Origin of the sequence: Pseudomonas sp. SJZ078 (genome assembly GCF_007828255.1) — a bacterium.
In the GTDB taxonomy this organism is placed as follows: Bacteria; Pseudomonadota; Gammaproteobacteria; order Pseudomonadales; family Pseudomonadaceae; genus Aquipseudomonas.
Genome location: NZ_VIUG01000008.1, coordinates 80,137 through 94,443, shown reverse-complemented (window position 1 = coordinate 94,443; position 14,307 = coordinate 80,137). Strand labels below are relative to the sequence as shown.

General features: G+C 59.9%; 13 protein-coding genes. 11 read left to right on the top strand and 2 right to left on the bottom strand.

What is annotated here, in order from left to right; all coding sequences use genetic code 11:
* The first annotated feature begins 60 nt into the window (after window positions 1–60).
* A complete protein-coding gene (locus tag FBY02_RS10150) occupies window positions 61–519 on the top strand; it encodes an Rsd/AlgQ family anti-sigma factor (protein WP_041022643.1) in 459 nt (152 codons plus the stop codon).
* A gap of 57 nt (window positions 520–576) precedes the next feature.
* Here FBY02_RS10150 and FBY02_RS10145 read toward each other — a convergent pair whose 3' ends face one another.
* The gene (locus FBY02_RS10145) at window positions 577–1,242 is read right to left on the bottom strand and encodes an FKBP-type peptidyl-prolyl cis-trans isomerase (RefSeq protein WP_144926787.1); all 666 of its coding nucleotides are present in this window, start codon (window positions 1,240–1,242) and stop codon (window positions 577–579) included.
* 191 nt (window positions 1,243–1,433) lie between these two features.
* Here FBY02_RS10145 and FBY02_RS10140 point away from each other — a divergent pair, with 191 nt between their 5' ends.
* On the top strand, window positions 1,434–2,456 hold the full coding sequence (locus tag FBY02_RS10140) for an AlgP family protein (RefSeq protein ID WP_144926785.1): 1,023 nt from the start codon (window positions 1,434–1,436) through the stop codon (window positions 2,454–2,456).
* Here the strand turns inward: FBY02_RS10140 and FBY02_RS10135 are convergent.
* A complete protein-coding gene (locus tag FBY02_RS10135) occupies window positions 2,453–2,917 on the bottom strand; it encodes a TIGR02444 family protein (protein WP_144926782.1) in 465 nt (154 codons plus the stop codon). The genes FBY02_RS10140 and FBY02_RS10135 overlap by 4 nt on opposite strands.
* A gap of 50 nt (window positions 2,918–2,967) precedes the next feature.
* On the opposite strand from FBY02_RS10135, the gene abc-f reads away from it, so the two are divergent.
* The 9 genes from abc-f (at window position 2,968) to FBY02_RS10090 (ending at window position 14,212) form a co-directional block, all read left to right on the top strand.
* Entirely contained in the window at window positions 2,968–4,878 is a 1,911-nt protein-coding gene (abc-f, locus tag FBY02_RS10130) for a ribosomal protection-like ABC-F family protein (protein ID WP_144926779.1), read from the top strand.
* Window positions 4,878–5,459 (top strand): mechanosensitive ion channel family protein, encoded by a 582-nt coding sequence (locus FBY02_RS10125; RefSeq protein ID WP_144926776.1) that lies wholly within the window; start codon window positions 4,878–4,880, stop codon window positions 5,457–5,459. The genes abc-f and FBY02_RS10125 overlap by 1 nt, the downstream gene beginning before the upstream one ends.
* A gap of 135 nt (window positions 5,460–5,594) precedes the next feature.
* Window positions 5,595–6,695: an AAA family ATPase gene (locus tag FBY02_RS10120; protein ID WP_144926773.1), complete on the top strand. Its 1,101-nt coding sequence runs from the start codon at window positions 5,595–5,597 to the stop codon at window positions 6,693–6,695.
* Window positions 6,692–7,351 carry a DUF4276 family protein gene (locus FBY02_RS10115; protein ID WP_144926770.1) on the top strand — a complete coding sequence of 220 codons (660 nt, stop codon included), beginning with the start codon at window positions 6,692–6,694 and terminating at the stop codon, window positions 7,349–7,351. Before FBY02_RS10120 ends, FBY02_RS10115 begins: the two co-directional genes overlap by 4 nt.
* Before the next feature lie 69 nt (window positions 7,352–7,420).
* On the top strand, window positions 7,421–8,053 hold the full coding sequence (rhtB, locus tag FBY02_RS10110) for a homoserine/homoserine lactone efflux protein (protein WP_144926767.1): 633 nt from the start codon (window positions 7,421–7,423) through the stop codon (window positions 8,051–8,053).
* Window positions 8,054–8,334: 281 nt separating this feature from the next.
* Window positions 8,335–10,431, top strand: coding sequence for a type VI secretion system tip protein TssI/VgrG (gene tssI / locus FBY02_RS10105; RefSeq protein ID WP_144926764.1), 2,097 nt, complete (start codon window positions 8,335–8,337; stop codon window positions 10,429–10,431).
* A gap of 24 nt (window positions 10,432–10,455) precedes the next feature.
* Window positions 10,456–11,268: a DUF4123 domain-containing protein gene (locus tag FBY02_RS10100; RefSeq protein WP_178115358.1), complete on the top strand. Its 813-nt coding sequence runs from the start codon at window positions 10,456–10,458 to the stop codon at window positions 11,266–11,268.
* 50 nt (window positions 11,269–11,318) lie between these two features.
* Window positions 11,319–11,789 (top strand): DUF3304 domain-containing protein, encoded by a 471-nt coding sequence (locus tag FBY02_RS10095; RefSeq protein ID WP_256662509.1) that lies wholly within the window; start codon window positions 11,319–11,321, stop codon window positions 11,787–11,789.
* Window positions 11,774–14,212, top strand: a complete 2,439-nt coding sequence (locus tag FBY02_RS10090; protein ID WP_256662508.1) for a DUF2235 domain-containing protein — start codon at window positions 11,774–11,776, stop codon at window positions 14,210–14,212. Before FBY02_RS10095 ends, FBY02_RS10090 begins: the two co-directional genes overlap by 16 nt.
* The last annotated feature ends 95 nt before the right edge of the window (window positions 14,213–14,307 follow it).

The window sequence follows — 14,307 nt, the reverse complement described above, 5'->3', positions numbered from 1 at the left end:
ATGAATCATCAAGGTGTATGCAGGCTGCGAGGGGCATGACTCACAAGGGAAGAAATCGCCATGCTCGAAAGTTGTCAGAATGCTCAGGAACGATGGGGTGGGGTGCATCTGCTGATCGACCGCTGGTTGCAGGAGCGTCACGAACTGGTTCGGGCCTATGATGCTCTCGGTGACAAACCTGAAGCGTTGGGTGAAAGCCGTAAGCCGTTGCAGGAATTCTGCGGTGTGCTGGTGGACTATGTCTCTGCCGGGCATTTCGAGATCTACGAGCAACTTACCGGCGAGGCCAAGGCCTTCAACGACAAGCGTGGCCTGGAGCTCGCCGAACAGATCTACCCGCGCATCGACGTTATTACCGAAAAGCTGTTGGCATTCAACGACCTTTGCGATGAAGGCAAATGCGTAGCGGAAAAATTCAAGGAGCTGGGTGGACTTCTGCACGAGCGGTTCGAGCTGGAGGACTGCCTGATCGAAGTGTTGCACAACGCCCATAAGGAAGAGGCGGCCGTTCAGGCTTGATGGTTTCTCTGGAAAAAAAACGGTGCGCATTGCGCACCGTTTTTCGTTCGGGCGATGTCAGCTCGTCACACCCAGCAGCTCGATCTCGAACACCAGTGGCGTGAACGGGGGAATCACATCCCCGGCACCTTCGGCACCATAGGCCTGGGTCGAAGGAATCACCAATCGCCATTTCGCGCCTACGGGCATTTGCGGTAACGCGCTGCGCCAACCATCGATCACGCTGTCGAGATTGAACCACTGCGCCTGGCGGTTGGCGTCGAACACGCTGCCGTCGGGCAGTCGACCGGTATACAGCACCTGGACCTTGCCGTGGGGACCGGCTTTCGCGCCATGGCCTGGCTTGAGTTCAGTCAGCAGGATGCCGTCTTCCAACTGTTTCACACCTGGCCGGTTTCTTTCCTCGTTGAGAAATTTTTGCTCCGTCTTCAGCGCCACTTCAATCTGTGGTGTCGTCGATTGCGCAGTGAGCTGTGCCTGATGCTTGGCCAGGATCTGTTCGATGCGTTCATCCTTGAGCGCCAGCGGCTTGCCCAGGTAGGCCTGTTGCAGGCCTTCGACCAATGCCTGGATCTGCAGGTCGGGCACGTCCTGGCGCAGGCGTTCACCCAGGCTCGCGCCCAGGCTGTAGGCCAGGTCGTGGGCATCGCTTGCGCTGGTTTTTTCAACGGCCTGGACCGTTGAGCAAACCATGCACAGGAGGAAAAACAGGTGACGCGACATGTGTGCTCTCCGGGCTCGAATGGAGGAATTATGCCTGCGACGATTGCCGCGAAGTGAGATTGCTCCGGCAATGGCGCAGAAGATTTTTTGTGTCTTGCAACGCAACGTCTTGTGTACTGTCAACATGCCCTAGCGGCGGTTGCAGCAGAGGTCTAGTATGAGCCGCACTCACGTCAGTCAGGAGGTAAACCATGTCGGCCCCCAAGAAGCCTGTAAACACTCCGTTGCACTTGCTCCAACAACTCTCGGGCGCCTTGCTCGAACATTTGGAAAGCGCCTGCTCCCAAGCCCTGGCTGATGCTGAAAAACTGCTCGCCAAACTGGAAAAACAACGCGGCAAGGCGCAGGAAAAACTGCACAAGTCGCGTACCAAACTGCAAGACGCAGCTACCGCCGGCAAGGCCAAGGCACAAGCCAAGGCCAAGGACGTCGTGAAAGAACTCGAAGACCTGCTCGATGCCTTGAAGGATCGTCAATCCGAAACCCGCGCCTACATCCTGCAACTCAAGCGTGATGCCCAGGAAAGCCTGAAGCTGGCCCAGGGTGTGGGTCGTGTGCAGGAGGCTGCCGGCAAGGCGCTGACGCTTCGTGCTGCCAAGCCTGTCGCTGTATCGGCCAAGAAACCGGTAGCTAAACCCGTTGTGGCAAAAGCACCGGCCAAGGCAACTGCCAAGCCTGCCGCGAAAGCACCGGCCAAAGCAGCGAGTAAGCCTGCGGCTAAACCGGTCGCTGCCAGCGCTGCTAAACCAGCGGCTAAAAAACCGGTTGTCAAAGCTGCCGCCAAGCCCGTTGCAAAAACAGCGGCCGCCAAACCTGCTGCGAAAGCTGTTGTGAAACCGGTCGCTAAAAAAGCAGTCGCCGCCAAACCCGCCGCGTCGAAAACTGCGGCTGCCAAGCCTGCCGCCAAAGCGCCTGCAAAAGCTGTCGCAGCGAAGCCAGTTGCCAAACCAGCGGCGACGAAAACCGCTGCCGCCAAACCTGCTGTAGCTGCCAAGCCAGCCGCTGCCAAAGCGCCCGCCAAGACTGCGACTAAACCCGCTGCGGCCAAATCCGCCGCCAAGCCAGCCGCTGCCAAACCCGCGACTGCGCCAGCCGCCAAGCCTGCATCGTCGGCCCCGACAGCGACCCCGGCTCCAGCCGCCAGTACCCCGGCTTCGACGGTCAGCCCAGCCGCCGTTACGCCGAGCGCCAGCACCCCAACCAGCGCTTCCTAAGTGCTGGAGACCGCGACGCGCAACTGATGCAGCGCGTCGTGGTCCGCAGGTTCGGTACTCGCCGCCAGCTCTTGCAGCCATCGCGCTGAAGCGTTCTGTTGGCCCCCAGGCCAATTTGCAGCCATGACTTCCAGTCGCTCCAACAAACACCGTTCGGCTTCCAGCTCCAGTTTCTTGACCTGCTCGCGCAAGTGCATAAGGTCCGGGTCTTGAACGGCATCCGCTTTCCATTGGCTGCGAAGCGTCCGTAGCGGCTGGACCACTTCTTTATCCCAAGGCTCCGCCAACTGCCGAAGCTGTTGCAGTCTTTGTTGATCGCAAGCCACGCCGCGCTGTTCCAGCCACAGGCCGCAAAGCAGGAGGCAGACGCTCGCGCCGGCCTCCTGCAATGCCAGGCAGGTCTGCTCTACGCCGGGCCGGGCATAGAGGTCGAGGGAGAAATTCCACAGGTCAGAGGACATCGTGCTACTCGCGCCAGTTGCGAGCGAAGCTGGTAGACTCCGCCGCCATTATGATCCGACTTCAGAACCTGACTTTACAGCGTGGCCCGCAACGTCTGCTAGAAGACGCCGAGCTGACCCTGCACGCCGGCCACAAAGCCGGCCTCATCGGTGCCAACGGCGCCGGCAAATCGAGCCTGTTCGCCTTGTTGCGGGGTGAGCTTCACCCGGACTCCGGTGATTGCTCGCTGCCCGCCGACTGGCGTATTGCCCATATGCGCCAGGAGGTCGATACCCTCGAACGCCTGGCGGTGGACTACGTGCTCGACGGCGATATACGCCTGCGTCAGGTTCAACGCGACCTGGCTGTCGCCGAAGCGGCCCACGACGGCGGCGCCCTGGCCCGGTTGCATTCGGAGCTCGACAGCGCCGACGGTTATACCGCCGATGCCCGCGCCCGCAAATTGCTCGCTGGCCTGGGGTTTACCAACGAACAGATGGACCGTCAGGTCGGGGATTTCTCCGGTGGCTGGCGGATGCGCCTGAATCTGGCCCAGGCCTTGATGTGCCCCTCGGATCTGCTGCTGCTCGACGAGCCGACCAACCACTTGGACCTCGACGCCATCATCTGGCTCGAGGACTGGCTCAAGAGCTACCCGGGTACTCTGCTGCTGATTTCCCACGACCGTGATTTTCTCGACGCGGTGGTGGACCACGTGGCCCACGTCGATCAGCGCAAGCTCGTCCTGTATCGCGGCGGCTATACGGCTTTCGAGCGCGCCCGTGCCGAGCGCCTGGCCCAGCAACAGCAGGCCTATGAGAAGCAGCAGGCGCAGCGTGCGCACATGGAAAGCTACATCGCCCGCTTCAAGGCCCAGGCCACCAAGGCCCGTCAGGCCCAGAGCCGAATCAAGGCGCTGGAACGGATGGAGGAGCTGTCCGCGGCCCACGTCGATTCGCCATTCGATTTCGTCTTCCGCGAGTCCACCAAGATCTCCAGCCCGCTGATCGACCTGTCCGATGCGCGACTGGGTTATGGCGACAAGACCGTGCTGGAGAAGGTCAAGCTGCAGCTGACACCCGGTGCGCGGATCGGTTTGCTGGGCCCCAACGGGGCCGGTAAATCAACCCTGATCAAGAATCTCTCCGGTGAACTCCAGCCCTTGGCCGGACGCCTGACCCGCGGCGAGAACACCGTGGTCGGCTACTTCGCCCAGCACCAGCTGGATTCCCTCGATGCCAAGGCCAGCCCGTTGCTGCACTTGCAGCGCCTGGCGCCGACCGAACGCGAGCAGACCTTGCGTGACTTCCTCGGCGGTTTTGACTTCCGTGGCGCGCGCATCGACGAGCCGGTGCTGAATTTCTCCGGTGGCGAGAAGGCGCGCCTGGCGCTGGCCTTGATCGCCTGGGAGAAGCCCAACCTGCTCTTGCTCGACGAACCGACCAACCACTTGGACCTGGAAATGCGCCTGGCCCTCACCATGGCCTTGCAGGAGTTCAGTGGAGCGGTACTGGTGGTGTCTCACGATCGACATCTGCTCAAGAGCACCACGGACAATTTCTTTCTGGTGGCCGACGGTAAGGTCGAAGAGTTCGACGGCGATCTCGAAGACTACGCACGCTGGCTGGTGGACTACCGTCAGCGCAATGCGCCGGTCAGCAGTACGCCGGTGAACCCGGACAAGACCGACAAGAAAGCTCAGCGCCAGGCCGCCGCCGCCCTGAGACAGCAGCTGGCGCCGCACAAGCGCGAGGCCGACAGGCTCGAGTCCGAGCTGGGCAAGCTGCATGAAAAACTGCATCAAATCGAAACCCGCCTCGGCGACAGTGGTCTCTACGAGGCAGCGCGCAAGGATGAACTGCGCGACCTGTTGGCCGAACAGGCCCGGTTGAAAGTTCGGGAGGCGGAGCTTGAGGAGGCGTGGATGCAAGCCCTGGAGTTGTTGGAAACCCTGCAAGCGGAGCTGGAGGCGCTGTCCTGATGGAAGCGTTGACCTTGCCCATCCCGGTCATGTGGATCGAGCCGCTCTGGCTCGGTGTGCAAGTCCTGCTGATCCTGCTGGCCGGTTATGTGATGCAGCGTATCGTGGCGCGTGGGCTCACGAGACTCGGTGAGCGCTACCCGTTTCCGCCTCACCTGTTAATCGTTCTGCGCGGCGTGCTGCGCTGGCTGATCATGGGCAGCGCGGTGCTGGTGGTGCTCGAACGCCTGGGGGTGTCGGCCACGGTATTGTGGACCGCGATTTCCGGCTTCGTCGCGGTGGCGGCCGTGGCGTTTTTCGCCATCTGGAGCGTATTGTCGAACCTGCTGTGCGCCGTCCTGATCTACACCGTCGGGCCATTTCGCCTGGGCGACGTGGTCGAGCTGGTAGAGGCGACCGACAAGCCCGGCATCAAAGGACGGGTGGTCGCGATCAACCTGCTTTACACCACCTTGATCGAGCCTGAGGAACTCGGCACCGGCAGCTCCATGGTGCAAGTGCCCAACAGCCTGTTCTTCCAGCGATCGGTCCGGCGGTGGCGTGGCAGTGAGGCTTTTCCGGTGGGTGGGTTCGTCGAGTAGACTGCCTCGATACCGCTACCCTCTTTTGTCAGTGTTTGAAACAAACTTTCAAGCTGAGCCGGTGTTTGATACCGCTACTGTTCAGGCAGGCACTGATGGATTTTCTCGTCGAATGCACCGTATCGGGAGGCTAGGATGGTTAAGAAAGTTTACGATTCGGATCAGCTATCGAGGCTGACCCTCAAGGGTTACAAGTCCATCGCCGAATGCGATATCGAATTAGGCAAGCTCAATGTGCTTATCGGTGCGAATGGTGCAGGGAAATCCAATTTCATTGGTTTCTTTCGCTTGATTAGCCGCATTCTGGATGAGCAGTTGCAACTCTCGGTAGGGGCTGCCGGAGGTCCTGATGCCTTGCTTCATTTCGGTCGAAAAAAGACCGAAGAACTTTGTGCGGAACTGTACTTCGGCAATAACGGTTATAAATTCAAGCTCAAGCCCACTCAAGATAACCGCATGATGTTCAGCCATGAGGCACTGTGGTGGAACGTTAGCGGTGACTGGCGTGCCAGATCCGGCCATTTTGAGTCATACGCAGCTGAGCAAAAGTCCAAGACGCAGATCTACAGACATGTCGTTCCCGCTATCAGAAGCTGGCGTATCTATCATTTCCACGACACGGGCTCCAGCGCCCTTGTGAAGCAAGTCCATGGCATCAACGATAATGAGTATTTGCGCGATGATGCGCGAAATCTGGCCGCGTTTTTATATCGCTTGAAGAACCATAACGAAACGCACTACAAGCGCATCGTGAAGGCCGTTCAGATGGTGGCTCCGTTCTTTGGTGACTTTTATCTGCGCCCAACGGTTGATAACAAGGAAAAGATACAGCTTGAATGGACAGAAGTCGGCCAGGACATCCCTTTCACCGCAGCCGCTTTGTCTGATGGCACGTTACGCTTCATCTGCCTGGCAAGCGTGTTGCTGCAGCCTGAGGAGTTCATGCCCTCAGCCATTCTGATTGATGAGCCGGAGCTGGGGCTGCATCCCTTTGCCATCGTTGCGCTGGGTGGCCTGATGAAGTCGGTTTCCCAGAAACACCAGCTCATTATTTCGACGCAGTCAGTAGAGCTCGTTGATCAGTTCGACGCTGAGGATTTGATCGTCGTAGACAAGGTCGGTGGTGCCTCGACGTTCAAGCGATTGGATACCGCCGCTCTGAGCGCATGGTTGGAAGAGTTCAGTCTTGGTGAACTTTGGAAGAAGAACATATTGGGCGGGAGGCCGAGCCGATGAGTCGAGTCGTTCTTCTTGTAGAAGGGCAAACGGAAGAGGCCTTCGTCAACGAGTTGCTGGCTCCTCATTATTGGGCATTTGGTGTTTTTCTTACGCCAATCATCATCAGCACAAGCCCCGGCAATAAGGGGGGCGTCGTCAGCTATGGAAAAGTCAAACATCAAGTGACTCGCTTATGTCGGGAGCATCATGCTGCGCAGGTCACCACAATGTTTGATCTCTATGCATTGCCCGGTGATTTTCCCGGCTTGGCGTCTGCCGATTTTCCGATTGCGGGTACAGGTCGCCAAAAGGCTTGTTTTCTGGAAGCCCAGCTGGCGATCGATATTGGGGAAAAGAACTTCATTCCCAACTTGATGGTGCATGAGTTCGAAGCACTTCTCTTCGCAGACGCTGATAAGTTTGCAGAATGGACGGATGACTCAACGGTTGTACCGGTCCTCAAATCGATCGCCAGTGGCTATCAGACACCGGAAGACATCAACAACAGTCCACAGACTGCACCCTCCAGGCGTATATCCAAGGCGATGCCCGAATACCAAAAAACATTTCACGGCCCCTTGATCGCTTGTGAGATCGGGTTAGATGCCATGCGTCTGAACTGCCCGCATTTCCATGAGTGGTTGTTCAAGCTTGACGCTTTGGCGGCGAGGTAAAAATTCATGGCGTTTATCCGATAGTCGCATTAGCGTAGCCAGTTCGATGAGTCCGAGCCGAGGTGTGCAATGGTGCTGCAAACATGGCTGGCGTTTTTCGCCGCTTGTTGGGTGATCAGTCTTTCGCCGGGCGCCGGTGCCATCGCATCGATGTCCAGCGGTCTGCAGTACGGTTTCTGGCGTGGCTACTGGAATGCCCTGGGCCTGCAGTTGGGCCTGGCATTGCAGATTGTGATTGTCGCTGCTGGCGTCGGCGCGATCCTCTCTACCTCGGCCACGGCGTTCTATGCGATCAAATGGTTCGGGGTCGCCTACCTGGTGTACCTGGGCATCAAGCAGTGGCGAGCCATTCCCGGCGAGATCAGCGACGACGCCTCCCCGCGCCCCATCGGCAAGCCGTTGGCACTGATGTTCCGTGGCTTCCTGGTGAACATCAGCAATCCCAAGGCACTGGTGTTCATGCTGGCAGTACTGCCGCAGTTCATCGACCCCCATGCCCCGCTGGTCAAGCAGTACCTGATCCTGGGCGTGACCATGATTTGCGTCGACCTCATCGTCATGGCCGGCTACACCGGGCTGGCCGCCAAAGTCCTGCGCCTGTTACGCACTCCGAAGCAGCAACGGCGGATGAACCGGACCTTTGCCGGATTGTTCATTGGCGCGGCGGGTCTGCTGGCGACGATTCGCAAAGCTGCCGTGTAAACGCTGGTACTTCATAAGAAAAACAGTGTGGGAGCGGGCTTGTTCGCGAATGCGGTGTATCAGTCAGGGATACTTTGATTGACATACCGCATTCGCGAGCAAGCCCGCTCCCACATTTTTTGTGTGTTGCGAGTAGGTATCAGCCTACAAAACCACCTTTTCTGACAGACCGAGATGGGGGGGCGCGGGGAATTTGCCTATGAGGTGTTCGGATTGGGGCTGCATACGATCTGCGTTGGTTTTTCGATCATGGGGCACTCTCGTTCATCCGGTGACCGCCAATGCCCGCCTTCTCCACAGCCCAGTTCAGGCTGACGATCGACAGCCAGCCCGATGAGTTCGATGTCCTTGCCTTCGAGGGCACGGAGGCCATCAGTCGGCCTTTTGAATTCAGGATCAGGCTCGTCAGCGAGCACGCCGAGCTGGCGCTCGAGCGGTTTCTGCATCGTCCCGCCTTCCTGGCCTTCGATACGCTGGGCAATGGCATCCACGGGCAGATCGCGGATTTCGCCGTGGGTGAGTCTGGACGGCGGCTGACCCACTATCACGCGACGCTGATGCCGCGCCTGAGCAGTCTCGACCTGGCTTTCAATCGGCGAATCTTCCAGCGGCGGACCGTTCGCCAGATCATCACCGAGGTGCTCAAGTTGCATGGTCTGCTGGAAGATGCCTTTCGTTTTCAACTGGGCCCCACGGAATATCCGCCGCGTGACTATTGCACCCAGTACGAAGAAAGTGACCTGGCCTTTATCCAGCGCCTGTGTGAGGAAGAGGGTTGGCATTATCACTTCGAGCATGGGCCGCAGCAGCATGTTCTCGTCGTGGGTGATGACCAGTCCAGGTTCAGGAGCCTACCACCCACACCGTTCGTGCCTGACGGTGCGATGGTCGCCGACGAGCCCACGATCAGGGCCTTCTCCGTTCGGGTACGGGGTGCCACCAGCCGGGTAACCCGGCGTGACCATGATTTCGAAAAGCCTCGCCTGACCCTGGAAGGTGCCGCCGGACACTATCCTTTTGGCGAAGAGGGGGCGCAGCCGGATCGCGAGGATTATGCCTGCGCGCAAGGGCGTTTCCTGACATTGGCCCACGGCCGACTGACGGCCCAGCGGGTCCTGCAACGCCGACAAAGGGACACCTGCGTCGCCGAAGGTGCCAGCAACCAGCCGGCCCTGGTAAGCGGGCATTTCATGAGGCTGAAGAACCATGGGCGGGTTTGCTGGAACCAGCGCTGGCTACTCACCTGGCTCAGGCATGAAGGCTCGCAACCCCAGGTCCTTGAAGAAGCCATTGGCAATGTGGAAGAGCGCTCGCTGGAGCAGGGCTATGGCAACCGGTTCAAGGCGATTCCGTGGGACGTATTCTATCGCCCGTCCGTGAGGCATCGCCGGCCGTTGCTGGTCAGTGAAACGGCCACGGTCAGCGGCCCGCAAGGCAGCGAGATTCATTGCGATGAGTATGGCAGGGTCAAGGTCCGCTTTCATTGGGACCGTGCCGAAGGCAACCCGGAGCGGAGCAGCTGCTGGGTGCGGGTCGCCACGGGGTGGGCGGGGGATGGCTTCGGCACCCAGTTGATCCCCCGGGTCGGCATGGAGGTCGTGGTCACCTTCCTGGCGGGCGATCCCGATCAACCGCTGATCACCGGTTGCGTGCCGAACCAGGCCAACCCGGTACCCCATGGGTTACCCGTCAACGACACCCGCAGTGTCTTCAAGAGTCGGAGTTTGCCGGGAGGGGGCGGCAGCAACGAATTGCACATCGAAGACCGAAAGGGGGCTGAACGGATTTATCTGCGGGCCGAACGCGACCTGTTCGCCAATGTGCGCAATGACCATGTGTTGGAAATCGGACGCGACCAGCGCATTACCCTGGCGGGACAGCGCTACAGCGAAGTTCGGGGCGAGGAGCACCACACCGTTGGAGGGCATCGCGTGACGCAACTCGATGCCGACGATTTTCTCAACATCAACGGCAGCCTCCATGCGCAGGCCGGCGAGACCCTGGTGATTCGCGCCGGACAGGTCCTTCAACTCGAATGCGCGGGGGCGCTGACAGTCAAGTCCGGAACGCAGCTGACTTTGGAGGGGGGTGGGCATTTCCTGCGCATTGGTGCCGACGGTATTTTCAGCAGCATTCCCATCGAGCAAGGCGGTGGTCCGGGGCCCGGAGCGACTCTGCGGTACAAACCAGCCCGCCGGCCGGGTGAAGCCGGTGAGCCGGTGGCCGGACGCACAGGCACTTTGACTGACCTCACCGCGATAAGCCAAGGCGCGACCGGGCCGCCAGCGGGTAGCTCACCCTTGCCGATCGGCGTGCTGTGCAAACGCTGCTTTCTACAGGCCCAAGCCCAGGCCAAAGGTTTGGCTATCCGCTTCTGAGCGGTTCAACTCTCAAGGATGATCATGTTCCCAACTGCCCTGCAATGGCTGCAACATCTATGTGCTCAGGCCAAGACCTGCGGCCTCCCTCATGTGGACCTGCTGGTCGACTGCGCGTTGTTCGACTATCCGCTGTTGCGACACTTGAACGAGCTTGTGCCGTCGCCGCGCTACCGGCTTCTGCTCCAGGACTCCCCCGAACGAGCCTTCGCTGACCAGGGGCCGGTGCTGGTGCGGGTATTGCTCTTCAATACCGCGCAGCAGCCGTGGCTGACGGACTTCATCCAGAGGTGCTACCGCCATTCGCGGGTGCTGGCGCTGTTCAGCCGCTGGTCGTTCGATGCCCTTGGCGAACGCCTGGGACGGTGCACCCAGGCCGAATGGGCCCAGGGCCACAGAAGCGGTGTACTGCGTTACTACGACACTCGCCTGTTCAGATGCTTGTGCGAGCTGCTTGATCCCGACCAGCTCAAGATGCTCCATGAGGGCGTCATCAGTTGGCAATGGATCGACCGCGATGGCAAGGCCTGCCAGATGGCGGGACTCGATGTCCGACAGAGGGAAGCGGGGCGGGACGCGCCGGTGTTGCGGTTGAGCGATGAGCAAGTCACCGGAGTGGGCGCCCTCGGTGACGCGCAACTATGGTGTACCCGACAGCAAATCCTTCCAGGCACCTACGGTTTCGATTCGTTCGAGACGCTCATCTATCAGGCTTTTCGCGTTCATGTCGATGCAGACCGTCAGCAGCTGACGGGAGTGGCGCGGGAGCAGTTCCTCCAGGAGTGGCTCGTCGATTGCGCCGCCCTGGCGAAGGGTGGGCGAGGTATCAACCAATGACGGGGCCAGGGGCATGGAGGTTGTCGCTCGTCAGTACTCTTTGCGGTTGCATGCCTGCGCAAACCAGCCTGATCGGTACGCCCATCGAAGGCTATAACCACACTTCAGCGGCCATTCATCACTTCAGCGTCAACCGCAACGGTGGGCCGGGCATCGGGCCTTATGGCGGTGGCGGCAAGCAGAACTGTTGCGTTGGGATGCCCGCTCAATGGCGTCCGGGGCTGAAGGTGTGGGTGGAATGGGAGAAGGATCCGGCGCCCCATGCTTATGGCGGTTGGCCGGAGCGACGGCACACCGATGAATGGCGGACGCGGATGAAAGCCCATCGGGCCGGCTATAGCCGGCACAGCGTCTGGGCTGAGGTAGCCCCCTACGAGCGGCTCGGGGTGGTTGACGTGCATTTCCTGCCTTGTGATCAAGTGGCCGTGTCCGCAGTGGAAATGTTGCCAGGCAAGTCCGGTTATCCCTTCGTTTTCCCCCGCAGGATGGAGGAGGCACTGTCGCCATGTCCGGCACCTTGAAAAATGCGTCACAGGCCCTGGCCGCCACGCCATTCTTTACCCAGGAGGGCATGTTGCCGCGAACGCCTGAAGACGTTTTGCGCAATCAGGTTGAACAGCAGAGGGCGCTGATTGAAGCCGCGGAAATCTCCAGGACGGCTTGCAGGGCGGCGAACGTTCCCTATTCCGGCCCGCCCTGCATGGACGTATTGCATATCACGTTGTGTTTTGACGGCACCAATAACCATGAACCCACAGACAAGCGGAACTCCCCGCCGACCACCAGCAACGTGGCGCGCCTGTATCACGCCAGCCTGGGTGGCGGCGCCGGTTTGGAGCAAAGCCGGGCCAATGAGGCGGGTTTCTATGCCTATTACATGCAGGGTGTCGGTACCGAGTTTCCCGAAGTCGGTGAGTTTGAACCTGACGCTATGGGGCTGGTGGCGGCTCGCGGTGGAGAAAATCGCATCAATTGGGGCCTGACGCGGCTGATCGATGCCTTGCGTCGCCACTGTGGCGAGTCGCACCTGGAACCGGCGCAGGCCTTTGCCTGGGGCCGGCAGATGGGCAGTTGCTTGGGCGATGCACTCAATACCGGGAAAGCTCGTAGGCGTGCTGCCCTGGAAGGGCCATTGATAGCTTTGCGCGAGACCGTGGAGCGTTTGCACGCCAGTCGCTCGATCCCTCGGATCAATGCCTTGCGCCTGTATGTCTATGGCTTTTCCCGTGGCGCCGCCCAGGCCCGGACATTTACCCAGTGGTTGCATCAACTGACCGAAGTCGAGGTGAACGGCGAAACCTGTTACCTGTTCGCCGGTGTGCCCATCAGCATCGGATTCCTCGGCCTGTTCGACACGGTGGCGTCGGTGGGCATGGCGTACCTGGCGCCCTTTGTCAGCGGACACATGGGCTGGGCTGACGGTTCGTTGCGGCTGCCCGAGTCGCAGGTATTCCTGGAGCGTTGCGTGCACCTGGTCGCAGCCCATGAGCAGCGGGGCAGTTTTCCCTTGGATTCGATCCGTCGAAAAGCCGAGCCCGACGATCCCGATTGTCCCTCCACCTATCGCGCGGGCACATTTGAATACCTCTACCCGGGTGTGCATTCGGATGTTGGAGGGGGGTATCCACCGGGTGACCAGGGCAAGGCATTGGGAGGCAATCACGAGCTGTTATCCCAGTTGCCCCTGCAGCACATGTTTCATGAGGCCTATCAGGTCGGCGCCCCCTTGCAGGCACCGGCCGATGCCCTCAGCGAGGAACAGAAAGAGCGCTGGCCGTGGTTGGTCATGGACGGCGCGACATACGATGCTTTCGACATCTCTCCAACACTGGTCCGTCGCTTCAACATCTGGCTCGATGCCCAGGACAATGGGCCGCTCGAAGAAGTGATGGCCCGGGAGGCCGGCTTGATCACCGGATGGCGAATCAGCCGCTATGCCAATTTTCTCTTTCGCACGACCTCGGCCTGGGCCCATGTGCAGGGCAAGGACATGAGTGAAGAGGAACGTTCGGCCTTTGCCGCCCTGCACCGGCGACAACGGGAGGAAGACACTGCCCTGCGCGCCGGCAAGGAGCCTTGCGCCGTACCTGCTGATCATGAACGTCATTTGGCCCTGAAGCGTGCATACGAACAACGGACTGGTGTGGGTGAGATAGCGCTCAATACGGCCAAAACATTCGAACCGAGCCTGGATCAACATCAGCTGCATGGTGCCATGCTGGATTTCCGCCGCGACTACGTGCCTGAGTGGAATCTGAATCCCTTCGGTTCAGGCCTGAGTCAAGGTCGCCTCATCAACGCCTCGGTAGGCGGCCTGGTGTACTTGCTCAACGAGCAGGATGAGGCCGAGGAATACCGTGACCTGCGCCGGGCCGGCAATCGGGAAGTGACGCGTTGGTTCGGTGAGGACCTTGTGCCTCGCGATGATGAGGCGTGGGAGCTGATGCGGTTGTTCGATGAGCATGTCCACGATTCTCGCGCCTGGTTCATGAATGCAGCCCTGGACGAGCGGGAGGTATTCAGTGACTACTTTCGGTATCGGGCGATTTTTTTCGATGGCGAATCCAATAAACGCCTGTCGCTGTTGGCAACGGCCGGCCAGGTCATTGGCGTGGCCGCGGCGCTCGCCAGTGTTGGCCTGAGTGTCAGCCGCCGCGATCCACGCCTGTTGGTGGGCTTGTTGATGCCGGGGCTCGGCATCCCGGTGTTTCGTGGCAAGCTCGGCGTCGTTCCGACGATCGAGGCCTTTGAAAGCGCCACTGGTATCGCCCTGCCATTGGTAGAAGGGCTCGACGAGGTTCGTGCCTACACGCGGCAAATCGGCAATGTCCTGAAGCTGGTACAGGCCTTACCGCCTCCGGCACCGCTGAACGAGAGAACGGCGGATGGCCGCGGGTGGCAGCCATTGATGGATGCGATTCAATCATGTCTTTTTGATCTTTAAATGCAGTTTTTGTGACATCACTTCCAAAGCATGAAAATCCGATGAAAATGTGCCACTGCAGCACATTCGCACTTGAGCCAAAGCCTGGGTAAGTG

Bases quoted from the DNA above. Each gene is read 5' to 3' on its own strand.
- FBY02_RS10120 (WP_144926773.1), top strand. From the start codon at position 5,595: ATGGTTAAGAAAGTTTACGATTCGGATCAGCTATCGAGGCTGACCCTC.
- FBY02_RS10140 (WP_144926785.1), top strand. From the start codon at position 1,434: ATGTCGGCCCCCAAGAAGCCTGTAAACACTCCGTTGCACTTGCTCCAA.
- tssI (WP_144926764.1), top strand. From the start codon at position 8,335: ATGCCCGCCTTCTCCACAGCCCAGTTCAGGCTGACGATCGACAGCCAG.
- FBY02_RS10150 (WP_041022643.1), top strand. From the start codon at position 61: ATGCTCGAAAGTTGTCAGAATGCTCAGGAACGATGGGGTGGGGTGCAT.
- FBY02_RS10090 (WP_256662508.1), top strand. From the start codon at position 11,774: ATGTCCGGCACCTTGAAAAATGCGTCACAGGCCCTGGCCGCCACGCCA.
- FBY02_RS10100 (WP_178115358.1), top strand. From the start codon at position 10,456: ATGTTCCCAACTGCCCTGCAATGGCTGCAACATCTATGTGCTCAGGCC.
- FBY02_RS10145 (WP_144926787.1), bottom strand. From the start codon at position 1,242: ATGTCGCGTCACCTGTTTTTCCTCCTGTGCATGGTTTGCTCAACGGTC.
- FBY02_RS10115 (WP_144926770.1), top strand. From the start codon at position 6,692: ATGAGTCGAGTCGTTCTTCTTGTAGAAGGGCAAACGGAAGAGGCCTTC.
- abc-f (WP_144926779.1), top strand. From the start codon at position 2,968: ATGATCCGACTTCAGAACCTGACTTTACAGCGTGGCCCGCAACGTCTG.
- FBY02_RS10095 (WP_256662509.1), top strand. From the start codon at position 11,319: ATGCCTGCGCAAACCAGCCTGATCGGTACGCCCATCGAAGGCTATAAC.
- FBY02_RS10125 (WP_144926776.1), top strand. From the start codon at position 4,878: ATGGAAGCGTTGACCTTGCCCATCCCGGTCATGTGGATCGAGCCGCTC.
- rhtB (WP_144926767.1), top strand. From the start codon at position 7,421: ATGGTGCTGCAAACATGGCTGGCGTTTTTCGCCGCTTGTTGGGTGATC.
- FBY02_RS10135 (WP_144926782.1), bottom strand. From the start codon at position 2,917: ATGTCCTCTGACCTGTGGAATTTCTCCCTCGACCTCTATGCCCGGCCC.